The organism is uncultured Roseovarius sp., assembly GCF_947489715.1.
Classification (GTDB): Bacteria; Pseudomonadota; Alphaproteobacteria; order Rhodobacterales; family Rhodobacteraceae; genus Roseovarius.
Window position 1 is genome coordinate 115,570 of the sequence record NZ_CANLER010000010.1, and the last position, 22,992, is coordinate 138,561.

General features: G+C 61.0%; 22 protein-coding genes. 14 read left to right on the top strand and 8 right to left on the bottom strand.

Annotation, left to right across the window (positions count from 1 at the left end; translation table 11 throughout):
* Positions 1-24: 24 nt before the first annotated feature.
* Positions 25-387: an STAS/SEC14 domain-containing protein gene (locus Q1B27_RS20700; RefSeq protein WP_299850667.1), complete on the top strand. Its 363-nt coding sequence runs from the start codon at positions 25-27 to the stop codon at positions 385-387.
* On the opposite strand, the gene Q1B27_RS20705 is transcribed toward Q1B27_RS20700, so the two are convergent.
* The 3 genes from Q1B27_RS20705 to Q1B27_RS20715 are packed head-to-tail and all read right to left on the bottom strand — an operon-like array spanning position 384 to position 2,466.
* On the bottom strand, positions 384-1,112 hold the full coding sequence (locus Q1B27_RS20705) for a VOC family protein (RefSeq protein ID WP_299850669.1): 729 nt from the start codon (positions 1,110-1,112) through the stop codon (positions 384-386). The genes Q1B27_RS20700 and Q1B27_RS20705 overlap by 4 nt on opposite strands.
* Entirely contained in the window at positions 1,112-1,720 is a 609-nt protein-coding gene (locus Q1B27_RS20710; protein ID WP_299850671.1) for an enoyl-CoA hydratase/isomerase family protein, read from the bottom strand. Before Q1B27_RS20710 ends, Q1B27_RS20705 begins: the two co-directional genes overlap by 1 nt.
* Positions 1,717-2,466: an SDR family oxidoreductase gene (locus Q1B27_RS20715; RefSeq protein ID WP_299850673.1), complete on the bottom strand. Its 750-nt coding sequence runs from the start codon at positions 2,464-2,466 to the stop codon at positions 1,717-1,719. Before Q1B27_RS20715 ends, Q1B27_RS20710 begins: the two co-directional genes overlap by 4 nt.
* A 128-nt stretch (positions 2,467-2,594) precedes the next feature.
* Between Q1B27_RS20715 and Q1B27_RS20720 the strand changes: the two genes are divergently transcribed.
* From Q1B27_RS20720 to Q1B27_RS20740, 5 genes are all read left to right on the top strand, one after another.
* On the top strand, positions 2,595-4,118 hold the full coding sequence (locus tag Q1B27_RS20720) for a DUF2125 domain-containing protein (RefSeq protein ID WP_299850675.1): 1,524 nt from the start codon (positions 2,595-2,597) through the stop codon (positions 4,116-4,118).
* A gap of 104 nt (positions 4,119-4,222) precedes the next feature.
* The gene (locus tag Q1B27_RS20725; RefSeq protein WP_299850676.1) at positions 4,223-5,752 is read left to right on the top strand and encodes a DUF2125 domain-containing protein; all 1,530 of its coding nucleotides are present in this window, start codon (positions 4,223-4,225) and stop codon (positions 5,750-5,752) included.
* 81 nt (positions 5,753-5,833) lie between these two features.
* Positions 5,834-7,180: a TldD/PmbA family protein gene (locus tag Q1B27_RS20730; protein ID WP_299850677.1), complete on the top strand. Its 1,347-nt coding sequence runs from the start codon at positions 5,834-5,836 to the stop codon at positions 7,178-7,180.
* Positions 7,167-7,946: a 3'(2'),5'-bisphosphate nucleotidase CysQ gene (locus tag Q1B27_RS20735; RefSeq protein WP_299850678.1), complete on the top strand. Its 780-nt coding sequence runs from the start codon at positions 7,167-7,169 to the stop codon at positions 7,944-7,946. The genes Q1B27_RS20730 and Q1B27_RS20735 overlap by 14 nt, the downstream gene beginning before the upstream one ends.
* 256 nt (positions 7,947-8,202) lie before the next feature.
* Positions 8,203-10,230 carry an NADPH-dependent 2,4-dienoyl-CoA reductase gene (locus Q1B27_RS20740; protein WP_299850679.1) on the top strand — a complete coding sequence of 676 codons (2,028 nt, stop codon included), beginning with the start codon at positions 8,203-8,205 and terminating at the stop codon, positions 10,228-10,230.
* A 50-nt stretch (positions 10,231-10,280) separates the two neighbouring features.
* Here Q1B27_RS20740 and Q1B27_RS20745 read toward each other — a convergent pair whose 3' ends face one another.
* Complete coding sequence (locus Q1B27_RS20745) at positions 10,281-10,721, bottom strand: DUF4399 domain-containing protein (RefSeq protein ID WP_299850680.1); 441 nt, start codon at positions 10,719-10,721, stop codon at positions 10,281-10,283.
* Positions 10,722-10,829: 108 nt separating this feature from the next.
* Between Q1B27_RS20745 and Q1B27_RS20750 the strand changes: the two genes are divergently transcribed.
* The 4 genes from Q1B27_RS20750 (at position 10,830) to Q1B27_RS20765 (ending at position 14,017) form a co-directional block, all read left to right on the top strand.
* Positions 10,830-11,321 carry an RNA polymerase sigma factor gene (locus Q1B27_RS20750; RefSeq protein WP_299850681.1) on the top strand — a complete coding sequence of 164 codons (492 nt, stop codon included), beginning with the start codon at positions 10,830-10,832 and terminating at the stop codon, positions 11,319-11,321.
* Positions 11,318-12,070, top strand: coding sequence for a hypothetical protein (locus Q1B27_RS20755; protein WP_299850682.1), 753 nt, complete (start codon positions 11,318-11,320; stop codon positions 12,068-12,070). The genes Q1B27_RS20750 and Q1B27_RS20755 overlap by 4 nt, the downstream gene beginning before the upstream one ends.
* A gap of 137 nt (positions 12,071-12,207) precedes the next feature.
* Positions 12,208-13,113, top strand: a complete 906-nt coding sequence (locus tag Q1B27_RS20760) for a LysR family transcriptional regulator (RefSeq protein ID WP_299850683.1) — start codon at positions 12,208-12,210, stop codon at positions 13,111-13,113.
* A 355-nt stretch (positions 13,114-13,468) separates the two neighbouring features.
* Positions 13,469-14,017 carry an NADPH-dependent FMN reductase gene (locus Q1B27_RS20765; RefSeq protein WP_299850685.1) on the top strand — a complete coding sequence of 183 codons (549 nt, stop codon included), beginning with the start codon at positions 13,469-13,471 and terminating at the stop codon, positions 14,015-14,017.
* On the opposite strand, the gene Q1B27_RS20770 is transcribed toward Q1B27_RS20765, so the two are convergent.
* Positions 14,008-14,406 (bottom strand): VOC family protein, encoded by a 399-nt coding sequence (locus Q1B27_RS20770; protein ID WP_299850687.1) that lies wholly within the window; start codon positions 14,404-14,406, stop codon positions 14,008-14,010. The genes Q1B27_RS20765 and Q1B27_RS20770 overlap by 10 nt on opposite strands.
* 42 nt (positions 14,407-14,448) lie before the next feature.
* On the opposite strand from Q1B27_RS20770, the gene Q1B27_RS20775 reads away from it, so the two are divergent.
* A complete protein-coding gene (locus Q1B27_RS20775; protein WP_299850689.1) occupies positions 14,449-15,243 on the top strand; it encodes a MaoC family dehydratase N-terminal domain-containing protein in 795 nt (264 codons plus the stop codon).
* Between the two features lie 463 nt (positions 15,244-15,706).
* On the opposite strand, the gene Q1B27_RS20780 is transcribed toward Q1B27_RS20775, so the two are convergent.
* The gene (locus Q1B27_RS20780) at positions 15,707-16,738 is read right to left on the bottom strand and encodes an FAD-binding oxidoreductase (RefSeq protein ID WP_299850691.1); all 1,032 of its coding nucleotides are present in this window, start codon (positions 16,736-16,738) and stop codon (positions 15,707-15,709) included.
* 64 nt (positions 16,739-16,802) lie between these two features.
* Here Q1B27_RS20780 and mnmD point away from each other — a divergent pair, with 64 nt between their 5' ends.
* Together mnmD and Q1B27_RS20790 are read left to right on the top strand one after the other, a co-directional pair.
* Positions 16,803-17,483 (top strand): tRNA (5-methylaminomethyl-2-thiouridine)(34)-methyltransferase MnmD, encoded by a 681-nt coding sequence (gene mnmD / locus Q1B27_RS20785; protein ID WP_299850693.1) that lies wholly within the window; start codon positions 16,803-16,805, stop codon positions 17,481-17,483.
* Entirely contained in the window at positions 17,480-18,355 is an 876-nt protein-coding gene (locus tag Q1B27_RS20790; RefSeq protein WP_299850695.1) for a DMT family transporter, read from the top strand. Before mnmD ends, Q1B27_RS20790 begins: the two co-directional genes overlap by 4 nt.
* A gap of 12 nt (positions 18,356-18,367) precedes the next feature.
* Here Q1B27_RS20790 and Q1B27_RS20795 read toward each other — a convergent pair whose 3' ends face one another.
* Positions 18,368-20,344: a lytic transglycosylase domain-containing protein gene (locus tag Q1B27_RS20795; protein WP_299850697.1), complete on the bottom strand. Its 1,977-nt coding sequence runs from the start codon at positions 20,342-20,344 to the stop codon at positions 18,368-18,370.
* Between the two features lie 165 nt (positions 20,345-20,509).
* On the opposite strand from Q1B27_RS20795, the gene dapA reads away from it, so the two are divergent.
* Positions 20,510-21,385 carry a 4-hydroxy-tetrahydrodipicolinate synthase gene (gene dapA, locus Q1B27_RS20800; protein WP_299850699.1) on the top strand — a complete coding sequence of 292 codons (876 nt, stop codon included), beginning with the start codon at positions 20,510-20,512 and terminating at the stop codon, positions 21,383-21,385.
* 72 nt (positions 21,386-21,457) lie between these two features.
* Here the strand turns inward: dapA and Q1B27_RS20805 are convergent, their stop codons facing one another.
* Positions 21,458-22,891, bottom strand: coding sequence for a sodium:alanine symporter family protein (locus Q1B27_RS20805; RefSeq protein ID WP_299850701.1), 1,434 nt, complete (start codon positions 22,889-22,891; stop codon positions 21,458-21,460).
* Positions 22,892-22,992 lie beyond the last annotated feature (101 nt).

Here is a 22,992-nt window from a genome sequence, read left to right on the forward strand (position 1 = left end):
GCTGCAATGAACGGAGGGGCAGAGATGGCCATCACCTATGCAGAAGACGACGACACCAAAACCTTTGAAATCGCGGTATCCGGCAAGATCACCAAGGACGATTACGACACGGTGATCGGGCCGATTCAGGCTTTCATTGATCGACATGACACGGTGAAATTGATCGAGGTGGTCGAAAGTTTCGAGTGGTTCGAGCCGTCGGTTCTGTGGCCGGGAATCAAGTTCGACATCCAGAATCTGCGCCATATCAGCCATGTGGCGATTGTGTCGGATATTGGCTGGATCAGCCCGATTTCCAAGGCCGCAGGCGCGATCATGTCTACCAAGCTGCGCACCTTCGAGATGGCCGATCTTGAGGCCGCAAGAGCGTGGACCAAGGCGGTTTAGAGACTGATTTCGTCGCGATCACCATTGGTAAGCCCCGCAATCTCAAGCCCGGCATAGCCCGGGTTCCGGGTTGGTGTCAGATCGTCGACATGTTGGATTTCAAGCGTGGTATAGGGCCGTTTCCAAAGCCATTCGCGGTTTTCAACGGCGAGAAGGTCGCGAACCGGCGGGCGATCTTCGGTGAAGGCCCAGAAATAGAGGGTGAAGCCGAAATCCGCGACCGGCTGGATTGAAAGGAGTCGCATTCCAAGCGCATCGATGCGTTTGCTGATGGCCGCGACATCGCCGCAGCGCAATGTGATCTGCCCGATGCGGGCACCGCCGCCCAGGGGTTTGTCCGGATCGCCAGCGTCAGGAGGCCGGTTACCCGCGAAATCCTGTTGCAGAAGCTCAATCTGGAAACCTTCGGGGTCGCTGAGATGGCACATGTAACCGATATCGCGGAACTGATGGGGCTTGTTGACCGCGATACCCGCGGCGCAGAGCTGCGCATAAGCGATATCGACATTGGGCAGGGTGATGCCGATTTTCCAGTACCGATCACTGCGGGCGGCGCGATACGTCCCACCGCCCGGTTGCAGCAGGATATCGGCGTCACTGCCGGTATATCCGACGCGGCAGCCCTCGGGCGTCTCAGCGGCCGTCATGCCAAGATGCGTCATGTAGAAATCGGCAAGTTCAGCAGGATTAGAGACGGATAAGCGTAGTCCGGACAGGCGGGGCATCAGCGGCAAAGCTCCTTGATGCCTGATACATGTTCCTTGGTTGCGCCAAGCGTGTCGGCAGCCATGTCCCGGGCGGTTTGCAGAAGTGTGTCGGGTGTGACCACGCGGTCGAAAAGACCCCAGGCCAGTGCGTCATCCGTGGAAATCTTTTGCCCGGCCATCAGGATCAGTTTAGCGCGGGAAGGGCCAACAAGGCGTGTCAGGCGCGCAGGGTCTGACGGTTGCGGCAGGAAGCCCAGCTTCATCACCGGATAGAACGCTTTGGCGCCCGGTACGGCGATGCGCAGATCGCAAGCCAGCACCATGCCCATCGCGCCGCCCGCCACGGTGCCGTTCAGCGCCGCTATGCTGAGGCCCGGCAGCGCGGCGATGGCCGACGAGAGCCGTTCCCATACGGGAGACGTAGGCAGGCCGGATTTCGCTGCCTCAAGATCCATGCCAGCGCTGAAGGCGCGGCCCGCGCCGGTCAGGATCAGCACGCGCGCCTCCTGTGCCGCCTCGGCGATTTCGGCAAGTTCGGTCAGCATTGCTTCGGTCAGCGAATTGGCCTTTTCCGGTCGGTTCAGGGTCGCAATCCAGAGGCCGCCGTCCTTTTCCAGCTGGATCATACGAGGCCTACGCGCTTGCGGATATCTTCGTTACGCAAGGAGATTTCCTGACCGACAAATTCATCCGCTTCGGGGCTGCACATCCACAGCAGGGTCCTGGCGGGCCATTCCGGCGGGATGTGATCGGACCAGTCAAGCTGCGCCACGGGGTTCATGCCGCTGGCCTTGATCTCGCGCTGCATCTGGGTGGCGACGGTGCCCGGGGACAGGCCCATGACACGAAGCCCATGTTCGCGGCCTTCCTTGTCGGCGCACATGGTCAGCATCGCCGCCCCGGCTTTTGAGGCGCAATAATGGCTCCAGCCTTCGAGCGCGCTGTGCGCGGCACCGGAACTGATGGTGATGATCGTGCCACCACCCGCCGCCTGCATCACCGGCATGGCCGCGCGCATCCCGTAGAACACGCCTTTGAGGTTGATGTCGATTACATGGCCCCAGGCGTCGGGATCAGCCTTGGAGAGATGGGAAATAGGCTCTAACGCACCGGCATTGCCGATCAGAACGTCCAGCCCGCCAAATTCGCTGACGGCGGTTTGAAGTGCCTTCTCAACCTCCCAATAGCGGCTGACGTCACAAGGTATGGCGATGGCCTTTTCACCGATTTCGGCGGCCAGATCACCGATTGCATCGGAATTACGCGCAAGAAGCGCCACTTTGGCGCCCGCGCCTGCGAATTCACGGGCGCTTGCGGCGCCGATGCCGCGACTTGCACCTGTGATTACCACGGTCTTGCCTTGTAAGTTCATAATCTCGCCCTTTTATTGATAGAGAAGTCGTAGCTGCCCACGGGGCGCGGGTCCAGTCAGATCACCACTTGACCGCGTCTGAGCATGGGCAGAAGTTAGTGCCGAATTTCAAATCGAGAGGGCTTATAATGGCGCAGTGGAAAACCGCCGCAACATCGGCGGCAGCCATCAGCATTTTCATGACGGGATCGGCGGCCTATGCCGATGTGACCGCCGAACAGGTGTGGCAGGACTGGCAGGATTACATGGCCGGTTTCGGCTATCAGATGGCGGCTGACGAAAGCGTGTCGGGCGATGTCCTGAAGGTCGATAATCTGGTGATGACGCTGGAAGCCCCGGACAATCAGGGCACGATTACCATGTCGCTGGGGCAGTTCAGCTTTACCGATATGGGTGACGGCACGGTGTCGATGTCGATCCCGTCCGAGATGCCGCTGATGCTGAGCATGGACCCGGCTGAGGGTGAGGCGGTCGATGCCAAGATCGACTATAACACCACCGGTTATTCGGTCATCATTTCGGGCGACCCCGATGACATGACGTATAATTATGCGGTCGCGCAGATGGAAATTGCGCTGGCCGAGCTGGTAGTTGACGGTGAAAAGGTAGATCTGGGACAGATTGATCTGGCGATTGCCGATATCACCGGGTCATCGAACATCAAGGGTGGTGACCTGCGTACCACCAAGCAGCGTTTGAATTCGGGTCCGGTGACGTTCAATCTGAATGTGGCCAATCCCGAAGATGACAACAAGGCGAATATCAGTGGCAACTATGACAGCCTGAGCTTCGAGGGTAGCGGCAGTTTTCCGAAAGATATGGACACCAACCAGATGGCCGAGATGCTGAAGGCGGGTTTTGCCTTTGACGGAACGTTCAATCTGGGCAAGGGCGGTGCGGATTTCAGTTTTGACGAGGCCGGCCAAGTGGTTCAGGGCAACAGTCTGACCGGAGGCGGCACGTTTGATATGGCGTTGAATGACGGTCAGATGAAATATACCGGGGCGGCCCGGGATTATCAGATCAACATTTCCGGTGGAGAGCTGCCCTTTCCGGTCGAAATGGCGATGCAGGCGGCTGGGTTCAACCTGATGATCCCGGTGTCGAGCAGCGATGAAGAACAGGATTTCGCTTTTGGCCTCAACCTGGGTGATTTCGAGATGTCTGACATGATCTGGGGCATTTTTGATCCCGGCGCGCAGTTGCCGCGTGACCCGGCAACGATCGCACTTGATCTGAGCGGGAAGGTCAAGATGCTGATCGATCTGATGGACTTCGACGCGAGGGAAGCCGTCAAACGCGGCGAGACCGTGCCTGGAGAACTGAACGCGCTTGACCTCAATTCACTCAGGATCAACTTGGCGGGAACCGAGCTTACCGGCGAAGGCGGCTTTACCTTCGACAATACCGACACCGCGACTTTCGGCGGCATGCCTGCACCTACGGGTGGGGTCGATTTGAAACTGGTCGGCGGCAATGGCTTGCTGGACAAGCTGGTCGCCATGGGTCTGCTGCCCGAGGATCAGGCCATGAGTGCCCGGATGATGATGGGCGTGTTTGCCGTGCCCGGTCAGGAAGAAGACACGCTGACCTCGAAGATCGAGGTGACGGGCGATGGTCAGGTCAAGGCCAACGGTCAACGCATTCGCTAGGCGTTTTAGATAAATATCACGGGGGTCGCGGGTTTTGCCTGTGGCCCTTTTCTTTTGCGTCATGATAGATGTTGGGCGCACACATTTTGCTAAAGGTTTCCGATATGTCGATCTCTCCAAGGCTTTCTCTGGTTGCAGCTCTGATGCTGTCTGTTGCGGGTTCTCCCGCGCTTGCCGATTTGACGGTTGATGATGCATGGAATGTCTGGAAATCGCAGATCGGGGCGTTGGGCCTGACGATTGATGCGGAAGAGGCCCGCGATGGCGACGCGCTGCAAATCGGTCCGATCAATATGTCGTTTAACCTGCCGATGGAAGCGGGCGTCTTCACTGGCAGCTTTCCCGGCCCAAGGTTTGAGCCGTTGGGTGATGGGACGGTGCGGGTCAGCTATCCCGAAGAAAGCCAGTTCGTCTTTGGTGGAGAGATCGAGGGCGAGGCCAGCATGAACGTGGTTGTGGATGCCACGCTTGAGGGGCAGGACATGGTGATGTCCGGCATTCCGGACCGCGTGGTCAGCACCGGTGGCTATGATGCAGTACGGATGCGCCTGGCCGACCTGACGATTGATGGTGAAAAGCTGGGGCAGGCCGAGGGTACGATGACGGTTCTGGGCGGTCAGTATGAGCTGACGTCGACCCTTGGCGGTGATCTGATCACGATTGACGGCACGAACGCCTATGATCGCTATGACCTGTCCTATGGTTTCGAGATCGGCGAGGACGAGGCGCAGACCGGAGTTGCGGTCAGCGGGTTTGCCGAAGACGTGAAGATGACCCAGAGGATCGCGCTTCCGGCGGCGGGCTTGGATTTGCTGAACCTGCACACACAGTTGCGCGAGGGCATGACGATGTCGGTCTTGGCGCATTCCGCCCGCTATGGCAGCAGCGAAGAAACCACGCAGAATGGCGAAGTGCTGGCGCTGCAGAAATCCGAGATCAACGATTATGATGTCTCCTTCGTTCTGGACACCAAGGGGCTGTCTTCCGAAATCGGCACCGGGCCTTTTACCGGCGACATCCAGATTGCCGAGCTTCCCTTTCCGATTTCGCTGGCCTCGACCAAGGGCGCAGGCCGGTTCGTTGTACCGCTGTTGTCGACCGGCGCGCCGCAGCCCGGGCAAGTCATGATGGATATGCAGGGGCTGACCCTGAATGAAGACCTTTGGGCGCTGGCCGACCCCGAGGGACAATTGCCGCGCGATCCGATCGCGTTGCGTTTTGATCTGACTGGCGAGGTTGATGTGACCTTCGATCTGCTGGATATCAACAGGCTGATCGAAGGTGGGGCGCCAAATCCGTTTGTGCCGGTTTCTGCCAATCTTAAGGGGCTGTTCCTGTCGATGGTCGGGGCCGAGTTGACCGGTGATGGTGCGTTTACCTTTGATGCGGAAGACACCGAGACCTTCCCCGGCCTGCCACGCCCGGAGGGAACACTTGATCTGAATCTGACCGGCGCAAATGCGTTGATCGACCGGTTGGTCGCGATGGGGTTGATCCCTGAAGAACAGGCGATGGGCGCGCGCATGATGATGGGGATGTTTGCGGTTCCGGGTGAGGGTGAGGATACGCTGACATCTCAAATCGAGATCAACGAACAGGGTCACGTGCTTGCCAATGGTCAACGCCTGAGGTGACATTGATGCAGGGCGGGCCACGGCTTGCCCTTGCGCCCTCTGGCTGCACGCTCTACCTGTTTCCTCAACAGGAGACCGAGCATGTCGCATAATCTGCAAGATCTGACACAGGCGTTGTTGGAGGCTGCCCGTACGGCGGGAGCCGAGGCGGCGGATGCGATGGCGGTGCAGGGCACGTCGCTGTCGATAGATGTGCGGGGCGGCAAGCTGGAACAGGCCGAACGGTCTGAGGGTGTGGATATCGGGTTGCGGGTGTTGCTGGGGCAGCGGCAGGCCAATGTCTCGGCCTCGGATACACGTCCGGCAACCCTGACAGCGCTGGCCGAACGGGCGGTTGCGATGGCGCGTGAAGCGCCCGAAGATCCGCATATCGGGTTGGCGGACCCGGGCGAACTGGCGCAAAGCTGGGATGTTGCGGCGCTTGAATTGTCCGACCCGACGGCCGAGCCATCCCCCGCCGATCTGCAACGCGACGCAGAGGCGGCCGAAGCGGCAGCATTAGATGTTGCGGGGGTCAGCCAGGTGCAGGCGTCCTCGGCCGGATATAGCAGCAGGCATATCCATATCGCGGCCAGCAACGGTTTTTCGGGTGGTTACGCGCGCACCGATCGCGGCCTTTCCTGCGTGGCGATTGTCGGGGAAGGCACTGGGATGGAGCGTGATTACGATGGTGACAGCCGCATCTTTCAGTCCGATTTACGCGATCCGCAGGAGATCGGACAGCGTGCCGGCGAACGGGCGGTCGAGCGCGTGGGCGCACAAAAGCCGCCCACGGGTACTTACCCGGTGCTCTTTGATGAGCGTATCTCCTCCACGCTGCTTGGGCATCTGCTGGCGGCGGCGAACGGCATGTCGGTGGCGCGCGGGTCATCCTGGCTTTTGGGCAAGCTGGGTGAACAGGTATTGCCCGAAGGGCTGTCGGTGACCGAAGACCCGCATCGCGCGCGGGTGCCCGGATCGCGCCCTTTCGATGCCGAAGGGCTGCCGACGCGAACACGCCATATTGTCGAAAACGGTGTGCTGACCGGCTGGACCCTTGATCTGGCAACGGCGCGCAAGCTGGACATGGCTTCGACCGCGAATGCGAAACGTGGAACGTCAGGCCCGCCTTCGCCCGGGGTATGGAATACGGCGCTGACCCAAGGCGAGGCGACGCGGGATGATTTGCTGGCGCAGATGGGGACAGGGCTGTTGGTCACGTCGATGATTGGGTCAACGATCAACCCCAATACCGGCGATTATTCTCGGGGGGCGGCGGGGTTCTGGGTGGAGAACGGCCAGATCAGCCATCCGGTCAATGAATGCACCATCGCCGGATCGCTGCCGGAAATGCTGCGCCGGATCGTGCCGGCGAATGATGCGCGGCTGCACCTGTCTCGGGTGGTGCCGTCGCTGCTGGTCGAAGGGATGACCCTTGCCGGAAACTGATCTGGAACTTCTGATCCGGGCGGCACGATCGGCGGGCGAAATTGCCACCGGTTTCAGCGGTCAGACCGCGCGACGCTGGGACAAGGAAGGCGGGGCCGGTCCGGTGACCGAGGCCGATCTGGCGGTCAACGAGATGCTGGAGAGTGAGCTGCGCGCGGCCCGGCCGGACTATGGCTGGTTGTCAGAAGAGACCGAAGATGACCCGGTGCGCCTGGACTGCGATAGGGTCTTTATTGTCGATCCGATCGACGGCACACGCAGCTTTATCGAAGGGTCGCGCACCTGGGCGCATGCGCTGGCGGTGGCGCATAAAGGTGTGGTGACGGCGGCAGTGGTCTATCTGCCCCAGCGCAACAAGCTTTATGCGGCGGCTGCGGGCAAGGGCGCGCATCTGAACGATGCCCCGATCCGCGTGACCGGACGGGAGGATCTGTCCGGGTCATCGATGTTGGCGGCAAAGCCGAACTATGCGCCAGAACATTGGCGCGGCACCGTGCCGGATGTGTCACGGGTGTACCGACCATCACTGGCCTATCGTACCTCGTTGGTGGCCGAGGGCCGGTTTGACGCGATGCTGACCCTCAGGCCGACATGGGAATGGGATGTGGCCGCCGGGGACCTGATCCTGCGCGAGGCCGGGGCGATGACATCAGACCGGGCGGCACGGGCGTTGCGGTTCAACAACCCGGTGCCGCAGCTCAATGGTATTCTGGCGGCCAATCCGGTTCTGCACCATGAAATCGCCGCGGCGCTGTTACCGGAATGAGTGCGCTGGCGCGCACGCTTTATCTCTCGTCATTCGCGCTCCGCGCTGCTTCCTCGGGCCGCCTGCGTCCAGTGTTGCGATCCCGGTGAGGGTGGGGCTTGGGGGCATCCCCAAGGGCTGCGTGCCCTGAACGCGAACTGAAATGCGTGAGCGAAGCGAACTCCTTTTGGCAACCGCGCCCTCGTAACGCAGCGTTCCGGGGTGACATTCCGTTGCACGCGCGGCATTTTGGGCAGGGATTTTCCGGAGATTTGCCATGACCAATTACCCGCACCTGCTGGCCCCGCTCGATCTGGGCCATGTGACCTTGCCCAACCGGGTATTGATGGGCTCGATGCATACCGGGCTGGAGGAGACCAAGGACTGGAACCGGGTGGCCGAATTCTATGCCGCGCGGGCGCGCGGCGGCGTTGGCCTGATGGTCACCGGCGGGATGGCGCCCAATCGCGAGGGTGGGGTGTTTCCCGGTGCGGCGGGTCTGTTCAACGATCAGGACATTGCCAACCACAGGGTGATCACCGACCGCGTGCATGACGCGGGCGGGCGGATCGCCATGCAAATCCTGCATGCGGGCCGCTATGCCTACGGGCCTGAATGCGTCAGCGCCTCGCCGATCAAATCACCGATTTCACCGTTTCCGCCAAAGGAGCTGGACGAGGACGGGATCGAAAAGCAGATCGCCGACATCGTCACCTCGGCCACGCGTGCCCGCGAGGCGGGCTATGACGGGGTCGAGATCATGGGCAGCGAGGGGTATTTCATCAACCAGTTCCTGGTGACCCATACCAACAAGCGCGAGGACCGCTGGGGCGGCTCTTATGAAAACCGGATGCGGTTGGCCATCGAGATCGTGCGGCGCACGCGCGCGGCTGTGGGCGATGATTTTATCATCATCTATCGTCTCAGCATGATTGATCTGGTGCCGGGTGGATCGACCTTTGACGAGGTGATCCAACTGGCGCAGGAGATTGAGACCGCCGGGGCCAGCATCATCAATACCGGCATCGGCTGGCACGAGGCGCGGATTCCGACGATTGCCACCTCGGTGCCGCGTGCGGCCTTTGCCTGGGTCACGAAAAAGCTGATGGGCAAGGTGGGCATCCCGGTCATCACCTCGAACCGGATCAACACGCCGGAGGTGGCTGAGGATGTGCTGGCCTCCGGCGCGGCGGATATGGTCAGCATGGCGCGGCCGTTCCTGGCGGATGCGGATTTCGTGCGCAAGGCGGCCGAGGGCAAGGCCGAGACGATTGCGCCCTGCATTGCCTGCAATCAGGCCTGTCTGGACCACACGTTCAACGGCAAGATCAGCACCTGTCTGGTCAATCCGCGGGCCTGCCACGAGACCGAGCTGACAATCACCCCGACCGAGGCGGCCAAATCCATTGCCGTTGTCGGCGCGGGCCCGGCGGGCCTGTCGGCGGCGATGACAGCGGCAGAGCGCGGACATAAGGTGACGCTTTTCGACCGAGCGGAACAGATTGGCGGTCAGCTTAACATGGCGCGGGTGATCCCCGGTAAAGAAGAGTTTCATGGGCTGGTGGATTGGTTCGGAACCCGGGTGGGCGATCTTGATATCGCGCTGGAACTGGGCCGCGACGTTTCTGCCGATGATCTTGGAGAATTCGACGAGGTGATTATCGCAACCGGTGTGGTGCCGCGCGATCCGGGCATTCCCGGTCAGGAGGGTTCCAATGTACTAAACTATATCGACGTGCTGCGCGGCAAGGCGCCGGTTGGGGAGCGCGTGGCCGTCATTGGTGCTGGCGGGATCGGGTTCGACGTGGCGGAATATCTGGTGCATCAGGGCGAAAGCCCGACCGAAAACCTGGATCTCTGGCGTGAGGAATGGGGGATTGGCGATCCGGCGGAAACCCGCGGCGGCCTGGCGCCCGAGGGGCCGCAGCCCGAAGCCCCGGCACGTCAGATCACCCTGTTGCAGCGCAAATCCGAGGCCCCCGGCAAGCGCTTGGGCAAGACCACCGGTTGGATCCACCGCGCGGCGTTACGGATGAAAGATGTCAAAATGATGGGCGGCGTGAATTATGAGCGGATTGATGCCAGAGGCATTCATATCAGCCAGGGCGAAGCGCGTGAAAACCCGACGCTGATCGAGGTTGACACCGTGGTTCTGTGCGCCGGGCAGTTGCCCGAACGCTCGCTGGCCGATGCGCTAGAGGCCAGGGGAATAACGCCCCATGTCATCGGGGGGGCAGATGTCGCGGCAGAGCTGGATGCCAAACGGGCCATAAACCAGGGCACCCGGCTTGCCGCGACGTTGTGAAAAAAGCAGGGCGCATAAGCGCCCCGATACTCGTTACCGTACCAAACAGGTTATTCGACGGTGATGGTGATCACCTCTGACATGACTGGCTCGTCATGCGGAGCGTGGTTGAGATCGCCAAGCAGCAGCTGCAACGTGTGTTCCCCCGCGCCCAGATCGACGGTGGTTTCGGTCTGGCCCTTGCCAAAATGCACGTGGTTATCATCGGCGTAGATGCCGTATTCCAACATTTCGGTATCATCCGCCCCTTCGCCAAAGGGTGCGCGGTTGATCAGCAGGTGATGGTGGCCGGTATTTTCGGCCTCGGTGCCAGCGGGGGCCACGCCCATGCCTGAGAGGCCAAACACCACCTTGACCGGTCCCTTGACCGTATCGCCATCCTCAATATTCACAAAATAAACCGCTGCGCCGGGGGCAGAAGGTGTCTCACCCGCGATCAAAGGTCCTGAAATTGCCGTGAGGACCGCCAGTGCTGCAATGGTTTTTTTCATTTCCGTCTCCTATCGTTTATCAATGCGCAGCTTAGGCCGCGATATTTGGGAAACACGGTTGGGGGTGGATCTATTCGGATCTTTGCGAAAAAAAGTTCAGACAGGGCGGTGCGTGAGGGGCTGCCCGAGTGCTTCCCCCGGCTGTGGCGGTTTTGCCTTTCACTGACCGGGCGGCGCGATGCGGCGGATGATCTGGCGCAGATGACCTGCGCGAGGGCGATAGAGAAGGCGCAGCATTTTGAGCCAGGCACGCATCTGGATCGTTGGCTGTTTGTCATGGCCCGTCGTTTGTGGCTGAATGAGCTGCGCCGGGATTCGATCCGTGGATCGGCGGGTTTCGTATCTGCGGACGAAATCGAAATTTCTGATAATTCTGCACCGATGGAGACGAATATTTTCGCGCGTCAGGTGTTAAGTGAGTTGAACAGGCTTCCGGAAGCGCAGCGCGTTGCCGCATTGCTTGTGTTTGTTGAGGGTTGCAAATATGCGGAGGCGGCTGAAATTCTGGAAATACCGATTGGCACAGTGATGAGCCGCATTTCCGCTGCACGTGTTACATTGGCGCGGCGGGTGGCCCAGGCGACAGGAACCAACGAATGACGGATCGCAACGTTTTTTCGGATCAGGACCTGAGCTGTTATCTTGACGGCGAAACCTCTGGCCCGATGTCAGAGGCGATTGACCGTGCCTTGGCCACGGACCCGGCGCTCAGGCAGCGCTTGGCGGAATTGAAGGCCGGCGAAGAGGCGTTTGCAGCGGCGATGGTTGCCGCAGCGCAAGCGGCCCCTGCCATGCCCGAGATTGCACAATCCTTGCCCGTCCCGGCCAATAGGCCGTTGCGTGCCGGTCTGGCCGGGGTTGCGGTTGGTGCCGTGGCGGCGATCGGTCTGGCCTGGAACCTGTGGCAGACACCAGAGGCGGATTGGCATGATGTGGTGGCCAACTATCAGTCGCTTTATGTCACCGAGACACTGGCGCAGGTTGATCTGTCACCAGCGGCGCAGAAGGCCGATCTGGACCGGCTGTCCAAAGGATTGGGCATAGACCTGACGGTGTTGCCGCAGGTGGCGGGCCTGTCGTTCAAGCGCGCGCAGCAACTGGGCTATCGTGGGAAGCCGCTGGCGCAGCTGACCTTTCTGACTGCCGATGGCGGGCCGGTGGCGTTATGTATTATCGAAACCGGGTCCGAGACCAGCGACGCGATCAATGCCGCGGTGCTGAGCGGGCTGGACACGTATAGCTGGACCGATAACGGTTTTGGCGTGCTGCTGGTGGGCCCCAAGGGTCAAAAGGGTCTGGAAAATGCGGCAGAAATGTTTCGATCCGCGCTGAAAGATGCGGCTGTTTAGCCAAGGAAACAGGCGTTTCGCTGTTTACGTGACATCAACGATCCGTGAGAAAACCAAGATATTGTCCGTCATGCGCCGCAGTTGTGCCCGAATTGTCCCCGATAACGTTTGGAGATTTTGAAGCACGAGGTATGAGTATGGACCGCTTGACGGAAATGGAAGCCTTTGCCACGGTAGTGGATCAGGGAGGCTTCACAGATGCCGCCCGCAAAATGGGGATTTCCAAATCCGCTGTGTCCAAACACGTGTCCTCGCTTGAGGCGCGTCTGGGCGCGCGTCTGCTGAACCGTACAACCCGTCGTGTCAGCCCCACGGAGATCGGTCTGGCCTATTACGACCGTGCCTTGCGGGTGCTGAATGATGCGGGCGAGGCGGATGCGCTTGTCAGCTCGATGCAATCCGATCCGTCTGGCCTGTTGCGCATATCGGTCGCGACCGATTTCGGGGTCAATCACCTGAGCCCAGTTCTGGGCGAATTTCTTGATGAATTTCCGGACATTACGGTCAACATGGTGCTCAATAACCGCTATGTCGAACTGATCTCTGAAGGGTTCGATATGGCGATCCGCATTGGTGAGCTGGAAGACAGCACGCTGCGCGCCCGCAAGCTGACCGAGACCACCAAGCGCATGATCGCCAGCCCGGCCTATATCGACAAACATGGCCGACCGATGAAGATCGACGACCTGAACGATCACAAGCTTCTGCATTATTCCAGCCAGGCCAATGGTTCGGTCTGGAAACTGACCGCACCGTCGGGAGAAAAGCGCCAGGTGCGCACGGCCGGGGGACTGTCTGTCAATGACGGGCAGTCGCTATTGAATGCGGCCATCTCGGGGCTGGGTATCGCCTATCTGCCCAGCTTCCTTTACGCTAAAGCCCTTGAAGATGGGCAGGTCGTGGACGTGATCCCCGATCTGCCGGTCGAAACCCAGGGCATCTACGCAGTTTACCCTCCGGGCCGGTTCACCCAGCCCAAGGTTCGCGCTTTTATCGATTTTCTGGTCCACGCCTTCGCCGAGAAAGGGCCAACGGACTGGTAATGTTTTCCCCCTCAGCCTGAACAGGCTACTTGCCCCGGATGCGCCAATCATCCGGGGTTTTTCTTTGGCCTTTGCCGGGCCGTCGATGCGTGTCGGTGCAAAAAACGCGATTCGAGGGTTAACGCGCTGAAAAAAATGAAAAATACCAGTCGGTAAAACGTCGGTATTACGTCGGTATTTTGTCGGTGCGAGGATCGGTACCTAGCCGGATTAACGGGGCGTACGGATATGGAAAACGGCATTTTCGCACGTTCTGGAAAAATTGCGCATGATCTGTGCGCCCACGCATATTGCCAGAACCTGTCAACAGAACCAGATTACCGGCAACGGAATTTGGATTTGAAAGGTAGATCATATGTCCACGCCGAAACTGCTGACGATTTCAGGATCTTTGCGCAAAGGATCGTTCAACCGGATGCTTCTGAAAGAGGCGGTCAAGGCCTTTGGCGATGCCGAGGTGGCCGAGGCCGATCTGAACCTGCCACTATATGATGGCGATCTGGAAGCGGCCGAGGGCATCCCGGCATCGGTCCAGACCCTTGCCGACCAGATCAAGGCGGCGGATGGTATCGTGATCTCGTCCCCGGAATACAACAAGGGCATCCCCGGCGTGCTGAAAAACGCGCTGGACTGGATCAGCCGGGTTGACGGCGCGGTGCTGAAGGGCAAGCCGACGGTTGTCGTCTCGGCGGCGGCGGGCCGCACCGGCGGGGAAACGGCACAGTTCATGGTCGGGCATTGCCTGACGCAGTTGCAGGTGCACCTGCTGCCCGGCCCCTCGGTTCTGGTGGCATCGGCGGGTAATGAGTTTGACGATAATGGCAATCTGGACAATGAGATTTACCAGAAAGCGCTAGCCGCGCGGATGAACGGGCTGCGCAGTTTCCTGACCCGCTACGCCTGATTGGCGATCTCGATCAGGTTGCCATCGGGATCACGGATATAGATCGAATTGAGCGGCCCGGTGGCACCTGTGCGTCCCACCGGGCCTTCTTCGATCGCAATATCGTTGCCGTCCAGATGGCGTGCCCAGTCCACCAGCGGCGTATCGCTGAGAAAACACAGATCGGCGGAACCGGGCCGGGGGAGAGCCGCTTTCGGGTCAAATTCGGCCCCTTTCTGGTGCAGGTTGATCTTCTGCGCGCCGAACTTGAGCGCCAAGCGGGGAGTGCCGCCCGCAGGTGTGAAACGGATCGCGCGCATGCCCAGCACCGTTTCATAAAAGCCCACCGTCTTGTCGATATCTGCGACGGTCAGGACCAGGTGATCAAGCGCATTGATGGTCGGGGTCATTTCAGGATTGTCCCTAGATTGGCTTGCGACTAGCGTGCCCGCATGGCCGAGAATGTGCAAATCCTGAATGACGTGATGGACCCGGCACGCGCCCGCGCGACGCAGGTGATGCTGGGCTGTGTGGGGACGATTGCGGCTGGGGATCCTCTGCCGCCGTTCTTCCACCAGCTTTATTTCTGGGACCCGCAACGGCCCGAGCGTCTGGGCCGGGATGGACACCCGAAGCTGGGTGGACTCATCCCTGATATGGGTCTGCCGCGCCGGATGTGGGCCGGGGGGCGGCTGGAATTCGCAGCGCCATTGCGGGCCGGGCTGGACGCTGAGCGACACACGGTTCTGGAACAGGCCGAACGCAAGGACGGGCGCACCGGGCCGCTGGCTTTTGTCACCCTGCGGCATGAAATCTGGCAGGGCAGGCAGCTATGCCTTACCGATTGGCAGGATCTGGTCTATCGCGAAGATCCTGACGCAACCGCCCCGGAGCCCGTTCCGCCCGAGGCGCGGCGCGACGAGGCCGTGAGCGAACAGGCGTCGTTCAATTCCACGTTGCTTTTTCGGTACTCGGCGCTGACCTTCAATGGCCACCGGATACATTATGACAGCGAATATGCACGAACGGTCGAAGGCTATAACGGTTTGGTGGTGCATGGCCCGCTTTTGGCGCAACGCCTGATTTTACTGGCCGAAGCCCAGTTGGGCAGCGTGAAAAATTTTGCCTTTCGAGCCACCGCGCCGCTTCTGCATAGCGAAGTGGCCACGTTCTGCTGGCAAGACGGCACTGCGTGGGTACGTGGTCCGGATGGACGCCAATGCATGATCGCAACCGCCAGTAACTGACCGGGATGAATGTCGGCTGGTAGCGGACCATTGAAAGGGTCTGGCCTAAGTCGGTTCGCGTTTCAGTGTGGCCGCGCGCCTCGCAAAGCCCGCTGTCGATCATCAGTTTGCTGGCTGTCTGTTTCTTTCTTGTGCAATCGACATATTCACCCGAGCCGGTAGGCATGATCCGGCAGGTAATGTGCCGGTTGTTTCTGCTGCCCCCCATAAAGGTGTTCAGCAGCGCCTTCGCCTGACGCCCGTTGTCGGTATCCGGCGCAGGGCAAACCACGCCATGCAGGCGATAGGTCTGACCGTCAAGTTCCACCTTGTCCCCGGATATTGCCCGCCAGACGCGGGGAATGTTGTCGCGGGCGGGGGCCGAGGGGTCGGCGGCCTGCGCGGCAGGAATGCCGACCGCAAAAGTGGCGACGAGCAGAATCAGTAGGAAAGGGTGGCATCGGGCAGGCATAGGGCGAGTGTATCAGAAAGAGGCCTCGGGGCGGAAATCACAAGGGATCGTGTCGATGTCATCAAGGATGAGATCGGCCATGACCTGCCCGACCTTTGGCGCCATGCCGAACCCGATCTTGAAGCCACCATTGGCGATGAAGTGATTTTTGTGCAGCGGATGAGCCCCCAGCATCGGCGCGCGTGAGCGGGTGCGCGGGCGCAGCCCGGACCAGCGTTCGACCACTCGCGCGCCGTGCAGGACCGGCACCGCCTGCATGGCCTTTTCGATCACCGCGTCAAGCTGTTCGTCGGTGCTGGTGGGATCGTCATAGTCGCGTTCACTGGTCGATCCGATGGCCACGGTGCCGTCGGCATGGGGCACGATATGCACCGTGTCGGCGAAGAGTTGCGGCAGGTCGCGGGCGTCGAAATGCAAGAGCGCGCCCTGACCCTTGACGCCATTGCCGACGGTGCGGGTGTGGCTGGCGGTCAGCTCCTCAAGCCCGGCGACGCCGGTGGCGTGGATCACCTGGCCTTGTGGCGTGCCCTCGGCCCGGATCTCACCGCCGCGGGTGGTGATTGCGCCCGCCAGCGCGGCGCAGGCGCGGCGCGGGTGGATGCGGGCGCTGAGCGTGTCATGGATCAGGTAGCCCGTGGGCGTGATCGGCGCCCAGCCGTGATCTGCGGCAGCGGTGACGTTCCAGCTGGCGTTGTCTTGCCAGAGTTCTTTGGCGGCTTCGGCCCGTGCCCGCGCCAATGCCAGCGCTGCGGCGTCCGGGACCGGTTGCAGGCGGCCCAGCCGGGCATAGCCGGGTGAGATGCCCGAAACCGCCTCGACCTCGTGCCAGAAGCTTTCGGCCATCAGCAGGCTGTCGAGTTGAAAGGCCTTCTTATCGTTCCAGTTTTCCGGCACATGCGGGGCCAGTGCGCCAACCACCCCGCCCGAGGCCCCGGCGCCCGGACCGCCGGGGTCGATTACCTGCACCTTTGCGCCGCGCCTCTGGCAGGCCCAGGCAACGGACAGCCCGAAAATGCCAGCGCCCAGAACGGTGATATCAGCCATTGCCAAAGCGATGCCTCCTCTGCATGGTCGGCGCGTTCCGAAACCCTTCCTAAAGGATGCCGCGATGCAGGACCAGCGGGCCGAGATTGACTGGCAGGCCGGTGATGTGCCGGTTTCGACCCGGTTTGACGATCCGTATTTCAGCCTTGAGAACGGGCTGGAAGAAACGCGTTACGTGTTTCTGGATGGCAACGGGCTACCGGGGCGGTTTGCGGATGGATTTCACGTGGCCGAACTGGGGTTTGGCACCGGGCTGAATTTTCTGACGACGGTGCTGGCGTGGCGCGCGTCGGGGGTGAGGGGCAAGTTGCGGTTCACCAGTTTTGAGGCCTATCCGATGGGCGCCGGTGATATGGCGCAGGCGCTGACGGCATTTCCGGACGTGTCGGACGTGGCGGCGCCGCTGATCGAGGCATGGAAAGCGGGGCAGCGCGAGATTGCCTTTGCCGACGGCATTTCACTAGAGGTCATCGGCGGCGATGCGCGGGTCACTTTGCCCGCATGGGATGGCCGGGCCGATGCCTGGTATCTGGACGGGTTTTCCCCGGCCAAGAACCCCGAGCTCTGGGGCGCAGACCTGTTGGCCGCGTTGGGCAGACATACCGCGCCGGGTGGCACGGCGGCGACCTACACGGCGGCGGGGTTCGTGCGACGGGGGTTGGACGCGGCGGGCTTTGACGTCACCCGCAGACCGGGATATGGGCGCAAGCGACATATGAGCGTTGCGGTGCTGAGGGCGACATGAGCGAAGAAAATACCCGGCTGGGCATCCTGTTGATGATCGCCACGACCTTTGTTTTCGCCGTACAGGACGGTATCTCGCGACATCTGGCCGGAGAGTACAACGTCTACATGGTGGTGATGATCCGCTACTGGTTCTTTGCCGCATTCGTGATCACCATCGCGGCGCGCAAGGCAGGGGGCGTGCGGGCGGCGGCGGCGACAAATCAACCGCTGGTACAGGGGTTCCGGTCGCTTTTGCTGGTGACGGAAATCTGCGTGATGATCCTGGCATTCACGCTGTTGGGTCTGGTCGAAAGCCACGCGGTTTTTGCCTGCTATCCGTTGCTGGTCGCGGCCCTGTCGGGGCCGGTGCTGGGCGAACATGTGGGCTGGCGTCGCTGGGCGGCGATTGGCGTGGGGTTCATCGGTGTGATCATCATCCTTGAACCCGGCTTTGGCGTCTTCAAACCGCAGGCGGTGGTGCCCCTTGCCGCCGCGCTGATGTTTGCGCTTTACGGGCTTTTGACCCGCTATGTGGCGCGCAAGGACAATGCCGCCACCAGCTTTTTCTGGACCGGCACCGTGGGGTCGGTGGCGATGACGGCGGTGGGCATCTGGTTCTGGGAGCCGATGACCGGCCCCGACTGGGGCTGGATGGCGGCGCTGTGCGTGACCGGTGCGCTGGGGCACTGGACGCTGATCAAATGCTACGAAGTGGCCGAGGCCAGCGCGGTGCAACCCTTTGCCTATCTGCAACTTGGCTTTGTCAGCATCATCGGGATTTTCGTGTTCAGCGAGACCATTCGGGTGAATGTGGCGCTTGGTGTGGCGTTGATCGTGTCGGCGGGTCTGTTCACGCTGTGGCGTCAACACAAGCTGGATAGTCGCAGCTAAGAAAGGTGCATGTCAGTCGCTGACGATGGTGCGCCAATCGGCCTTGATGGTGGCGCCTTTCAACTCTTCGCTGAAGGGGATTGGCAGCGGATCCTTGCCCAGACGGGCGCGGTAAATCGGCAGGCTTTCCGAGACGCGCATCACGTAATTCCGGGTTTCACGGAAGGGGATATGTTCGATCCAGTCGATGACGTCCACATCGGCGCTGCGCGGGTCGCCCGCGCTTTCGATCCATTGCCGCGCCCGGCCCGGCCCGGCGTTATAGCCTGCTGACATCAGTACCAGATTGCCATCCAGCCAATCCGCCAGCTGTGCCAGATAGGTGGACCCAAGCCGCACATTATAGCGCCAGTCCCTGAGAACCTTGCTGCGGTCATGCGGCAGGCCCAGATCGCCGGCAACCTCTTTGGCGGTGCCGGGCATAAGTTGCATCAGCCCCTGTGCGCCCGCGCCACTGACGACACCCAGGTCAAATTCGCTTTCGCGGCGGGCGATGGTCAGCGCCAGTTCGGTGGGCACGGCCATTTTCTGTTTCGCCATCGGATGCAGGGCGTAATAGGCGGCGGGCAGCACAAGCGCGCGTCGGGCGGCGGCCTTGCCCACCATCACCTGCAAATGTGGCTGTTCCAGTTCTTGCAGCATTTGCGCCAGCTGACCCAGCTGATCGCGGTTCAGAGAATTGGAAAGGTGTACAAAGAAGGTCTCGGCCAGGTTGAGATTGCCGGTGGCCAGCGCCAGAACACCCGCCTGCGCGACTGTGGATTTGGCGAAAGCGGCGTCGCGCCACGGGGCGAATTCCTCGTTTCCGGCGAGGGTGGGATCAATCTCGATACCGCCACGTTCGGCCGCCAGCAGGCCATAGAAACTGGTCTGGTGCAACGCGCCGCGGCCATAGGCGATCTGTGCCGCCTCGTCATCGCCAAGCGCCTCTTGCGCCCGTCCGATCCAGTATCCGGCGCGACCCAGTGAAATCGGCGTTTCGACCGCCGAGCGGAAGCGTTGGAAATGATCCAGTGCCAGGTCGGGCGCATCGAGGAACCGCAGCGCCAGATAGCCCGAGAGCCATTCCAGATCGGCGTATTTGTAGCCTTCGGAAAGCTGATGGCTGGACGCCAGATCATAGGCCAGTTGATGATTGCCCTGCCGCATCTGCGCCCGCGATAGTGAGCGGCGGTTGTTGCCCCAGCGATCCGGCTCGCCCAAGCCGCCCTCGATCCCGCTTTGGCGCAGCATCAGCTTGATCGCCTTGTCGGTCTTGCGCTTGCTCATCAGGTGGTTGAATTCGGCATAGGCGACATGGGCATCGCGGCGCAGCTTTTTGGGCAGATCGGCGATCCACTTGTCCAGCGCCTCGCGCCCGTTTTCGATGGTCTGCCGGGTTTCCACGCGTTTGCGCAGATCGGCCGAGACCAGCGGAAGCATCTTTTTGACATCCTTCAGCCCGCGCCAGAGCGCCATGTGCATCCGCGCCTCGTGATGCGGTTTCAGAAGGTCGGCATAGGCTGCGATGAACGCGTCATGTTCATCATTTGTCAGGTCCATGCTGCGCCAGGCCATGACGATTGTCGCCTCGGCCTCACCGGTCTGGCCGGCGGCGATCTGGGCACTGGCATAGGTCAGTGCGCCGATGCCGGTTTGCGGGGCGTGGGTTTCGTAGAATTTCAGGATGCCGTCGTCCCCGGCGGTGATCATCCGCACCTCGTTCCGGCGACGCAGATAATCAAGGCCAGGCCAGTCGGGGTTGCGGTCGAGAAAAACGAGGATGTCTTCTGGTGTGCCACGGCCCGAGCGTAGGCGGTACCATTCGATCAGAGTGGCGGCGGCAGGTCCGTCGCGTTCGGCAAGCCGCGCTGCGACCTCCCACCGGTCGGCCTTCATCGCGTGCAGGGCACTGGCCAGCGGGCGCGGGGCTATGCGCACGTCTTCCGCCGCCCAACCCGGCAGGGTCAGGGCGATCAGAGCCATAATTTGGGCCACCAAACGTGACATCTCTTGCATTTCCCTCTCTGGCGAAGGATAGACAGCGCCAACCTAAGCACGTGTAGCAAACCCGTCCATGCACAAACTTGGCACCCGGGCGGCATCCCGCTAACCTAGCGTGCGTTTTATGATCAGCCAGTTAAGGCTAAATTAGAAATGTGGAAGGAGCGTGGCATGTTTAAGGGATCTTTTCCTGCACTGGTGACGCCGTTTAAGAACGGTGAACTGGACATTGATACGCTCAAACACCTTGTAGAGTGGCATATTTCCGAGGGAAGTCACGGTCTGGTGCCGGTTGGCACGACCGGGGAAAGCCCCACGCTGACCCACGAAGAACATGAAATTGTGATCGAAGAGGTGGTGAAAGCCGCCAATGGCCGTGTGCCGGTGATTGCGGGCGCGGGCAGCAACAACACTGCCGAATCGGTTCGGTTCATGCAGCATGCGCACCGTGTGGGGGCCAATGCGGCGCTGGTGGTGACGCCCTATTACAACAAGCCCACCCAACGCGGGTTGATCGCGCATTACACCGCGCTGCATGAGTGCTGTGAGCTGCCGATCTTTATCTACAACATTCCCGGCCGGTCTGTGGTGGACATGTCGCCCGAGACGATGGGCGAACTGGCCAAGCTGCCGCGCATCATCGGGGTCAAGGATGCGACCGCCGATATGGCGCGTGTCAGTGATCAGCGCCGCACCTGTGGCACGGAATTTCTGCAATTCTCGGCTGAGGATCCATCGGCGCTGGGTTTCAACGCGCATGGTGGCATTGGCTGCATTTCCGTGACTGCCAACGTGGCCCCGAAACTGTGTTCCGAGTTCCAGGAGGCGACGCTGGCGGGCGATTTCGCCAAGGGCCTGGACTATCAGGACCGGCTGATGCCGCTGCACCGCGCAATCTTTACCGAGCCCGGTCTGGTCGGCGCGAAATACGCCATGTCGCGGCTGGGTCTTTGCAGTGACGAGGTCCGCTCGCCCCTGACAGGCCTGACCGATGAGACCAAGGCGCTGGTCGATGCAGCGATGCGGCACGCGGGTCTGATGAATTAAGACCACGATCAGAGGTTTGAAAATGCAAACGGGCGCCAGAATTGGGCGCCCGTTTCTTGTTGTTGTGCTCGTTTACTCGGCCGGTACCTTTCCGGTCCAGGCGGTGCGGTCCAGATCCAGATCGCTAAAGTCATCCGGGTTCAGCACGGGCCGGGCGACGCCGGCGGCCAGCTGCGCGCGGAAATCCTTGAGCAGCCGCAGGCAGGTTGGCAGCAGCATCATCAGCACCACGAGGTTGACCACCGCCAGGATGCCCATCATCGGATCCGAGAAGAAGAAGACCGATGTCGCACCCGGTGCCGTGGCCCCGAGGAAGACGATGCCGATGATCACGACCCGGAGCACGTTCAGCGCCGCGGGGCTTTTGGTGATCACCGTCAGGGCGTTTTCACCGAGATAGTAGTTGTAGATGATCGAGCTGAAGGCAAAGAGCAGGATCATCAGCGACAGGAAGTATTGCGCCCATTCGCCCAGATGCGAGACCAGCGATTGCTGGGTCAGTGCGATCCCGTCGACGCCTTCGGCGCCCGGCACATAGATATCGCCCAGCAGGATCACGAAGGCGGTGCAGCTACAGATGAAGATCGTATCGATGAAGACCGAAAAGCTTTGCGTGATGCCCTGGCTGATCGGGTGGCGCACATCCGCCGTGGCCGCCACGTTCGGGGCCGAGCCCAGACCGGCCTCGTTCGAGAAGAGCCCCCGGCGCAGGCCCTGTGCGATGGCCGCGCCCATGCCGCCGCCCACGGCCTCTTCCAGACCGAAAGCATTAGCGAAGATCGAGCTGATGACGCCGGGCAACGACCCGATATTCATCACAATGATGACAAGGGCCATCAGGATGTAGCCGATTGCCATGACGGGCACGACCACATCGGCGGCCTTGGCGATGCGGTGGATGCCGCCAAAGACGATGAAACCGGCGATCACGGCCAGAACCGCACCGGTCACAAAGCGGCTGATGCCCATGCTGTCTTCCATTGCGCCGGCAACGGTATTGCCCTGGAACGCGTTGAAGCCCAGACCGAAGGCCGCGATCAGGCAGACCGCGTAGATTACCGCCAACCATTTGAATTCATGCCCTAAACCATGAATGATCGACCGGGCCGGGCCGCCGCGGAACGTGCCGTCGGACTGACGTTCCTTGTAAAGCTGCGCCAGCGAACATTCGACAAGGCTGGTGGCCATGCCGACAAGTGCAATCGCCCACATCCAGAACACCGCGCCGGGCCCGCCCAGCGTGATTGCCACCGCCACACCGGCGATATTACCACCGCCGACGCGCCCTCCGACCGAGATCAGCAGCGCCTCGCGCGCGGAAATCGCGTTGGGGTCACCCGACTGGTTCTTCGAGGACAAGACGCGGAACATCCGCTTGAAAAACCTGAACTGAACAAATCCGGTGAGGGCGGTGATGAAAAGCCCAAAGATCACCAGAAGCGGGATCAGGGACCAACCCCAGGTCAAATCGCCAATCAGGCCGAAAAAACTTTCGATTGTAGACATGCCGCGCGTCCTTTCAAATTGGTTAATAACGAAAACGTTACAGGTTTGATCCATGATGTAAACGACCTGTGGTTGTTTATTGCGTGTCAACACAGTCGTAG

What these genes read in the sequence shown, in the direction of transcription:
- Q1B27_RS20700 (WP_299850667.1), top strand. Translation starts at nt 25, where the DNA reads ATGGCCATCACCTATGCAGAAGACGACGACACCAAAACCTTTGAAATC.
- Q1B27_RS20705 (WP_299850669.1), bottom strand. Translation starts at nt 1,112, where the DNA reads ATGCCCCGCCTGTCCGGACTACGCTTATCCGTCTCTAATCCTGCTGAA.
- Q1B27_RS20710 (WP_299850671.1), bottom strand. Translation starts at nt 1,720, where the DNA reads ATGATCCAGCTGGAAAAGGACGGCGGCCTCTGGATTGCGACCCTGAAC.
- Q1B27_RS20715 (WP_299850673.1), bottom strand. Translation starts at nt 2,466, where the DNA reads ATGAACTTACAAGGCAAGACCGTGGTAATCACAGGTGCAAGTCGCGGC.
- Q1B27_RS20720 (WP_299850675.1), top strand. Translation starts at nt 2,595, where the DNA reads ATGGCGCAGTGGAAAACCGCCGCAACATCGGCGGCAGCCATCAGCATT.
- Q1B27_RS20725 (WP_299850676.1), top strand. Translation starts at nt 4,223, where the DNA reads ATGTCGATCTCTCCAAGGCTTTCTCTGGTTGCAGCTCTGATGCTGTCT.
- Q1B27_RS20730 (WP_299850677.1), top strand. Translation starts at nt 5,834, where the DNA reads ATGTCGCATAATCTGCAAGATCTGACACAGGCGTTGTTGGAGGCTGCC.
- Q1B27_RS20740 (WP_299850679.1), top strand. Translation starts at nt 8,203, where the DNA reads ATGACCAATTACCCGCACCTGCTGGCCCCGCTCGATCTGGGCCATGTG.
- Q1B27_RS20745 (WP_299850680.1), bottom strand. Translation starts at nt 10,721, where the DNA reads ATGAAAAAAACCATTGCAGCACTGGCGGTCCTCACGGCAATTTCAGGA.
- Q1B27_RS20755 (WP_299850682.1), top strand. Translation starts at nt 11,318, where the DNA reads ATGACGGATCGCAACGTTTTTTCGGATCAGGACCTGAGCTGTTATCTT.
- Q1B27_RS20760 (WP_299850683.1), top strand. Translation starts at nt 12,208, where the DNA reads ATGGACCGCTTGACGGAAATGGAAGCCTTTGCCACGGTAGTGGATCAG.
- Q1B27_RS20765 (WP_299850685.1), top strand. Translation starts at nt 13,469, where the DNA reads ATGTCCACGCCGAAACTGCTGACGATTTCAGGATCTTTGCGCAAAGGA.
- Q1B27_RS20770 (WP_299850687.1), bottom strand. Translation starts at nt 14,406, where the DNA reads ATGACCCCGACCATCAATGCGCTTGATCACCTGGTCCTGACCGTCGCA.
- Q1B27_RS20775 (WP_299850689.1), top strand. Translation starts at nt 14,449, where the DNA reads ATGGCCGAGAATGTGCAAATCCTGAATGACGTGATGGACCCGGCACGC.
- Q1B27_RS20780 (WP_299850691.1), bottom strand. Translation starts at nt 16,738, where the DNA reads ATGGCTGATATCACCGTTCTGGGCGCTGGCATTTTCGGGCTGTCCGTT.
- mnmD (WP_299850693.1), top strand. Translation starts at nt 16,803, where the DNA reads ATGCAGGACCAGCGGGCCGAGATTGACTGGCAGGCCGGTGATGTGCCG.
- Q1B27_RS20790 (WP_299850695.1), top strand. Translation starts at nt 17,480, where the DNA reads ATGAGCGAAGAAAATACCCGGCTGGGCATCCTGTTGATGATCGCCACG.
- Q1B27_RS20795 (WP_299850697.1), bottom strand. Translation starts at nt 20,344, where the DNA reads ATGTCACGTTTGGTGGCCCAAATTATGGCTCTGATCGCCCTGACCCTG.
- dapA (WP_299850699.1), top strand. Translation starts at nt 20,510, where the DNA reads ATGTTTAAGGGATCTTTTCCTGCACTGGTGACGCCGTTTAAGAACGGT.
- Q1B27_RS20805 (WP_299850701.1), bottom strand. Translation starts at nt 22,891, where the DNA reads ATGTCTACAATCGAAAGTTTTTTCGGCCTGATTGGCGATTTGACCTGG.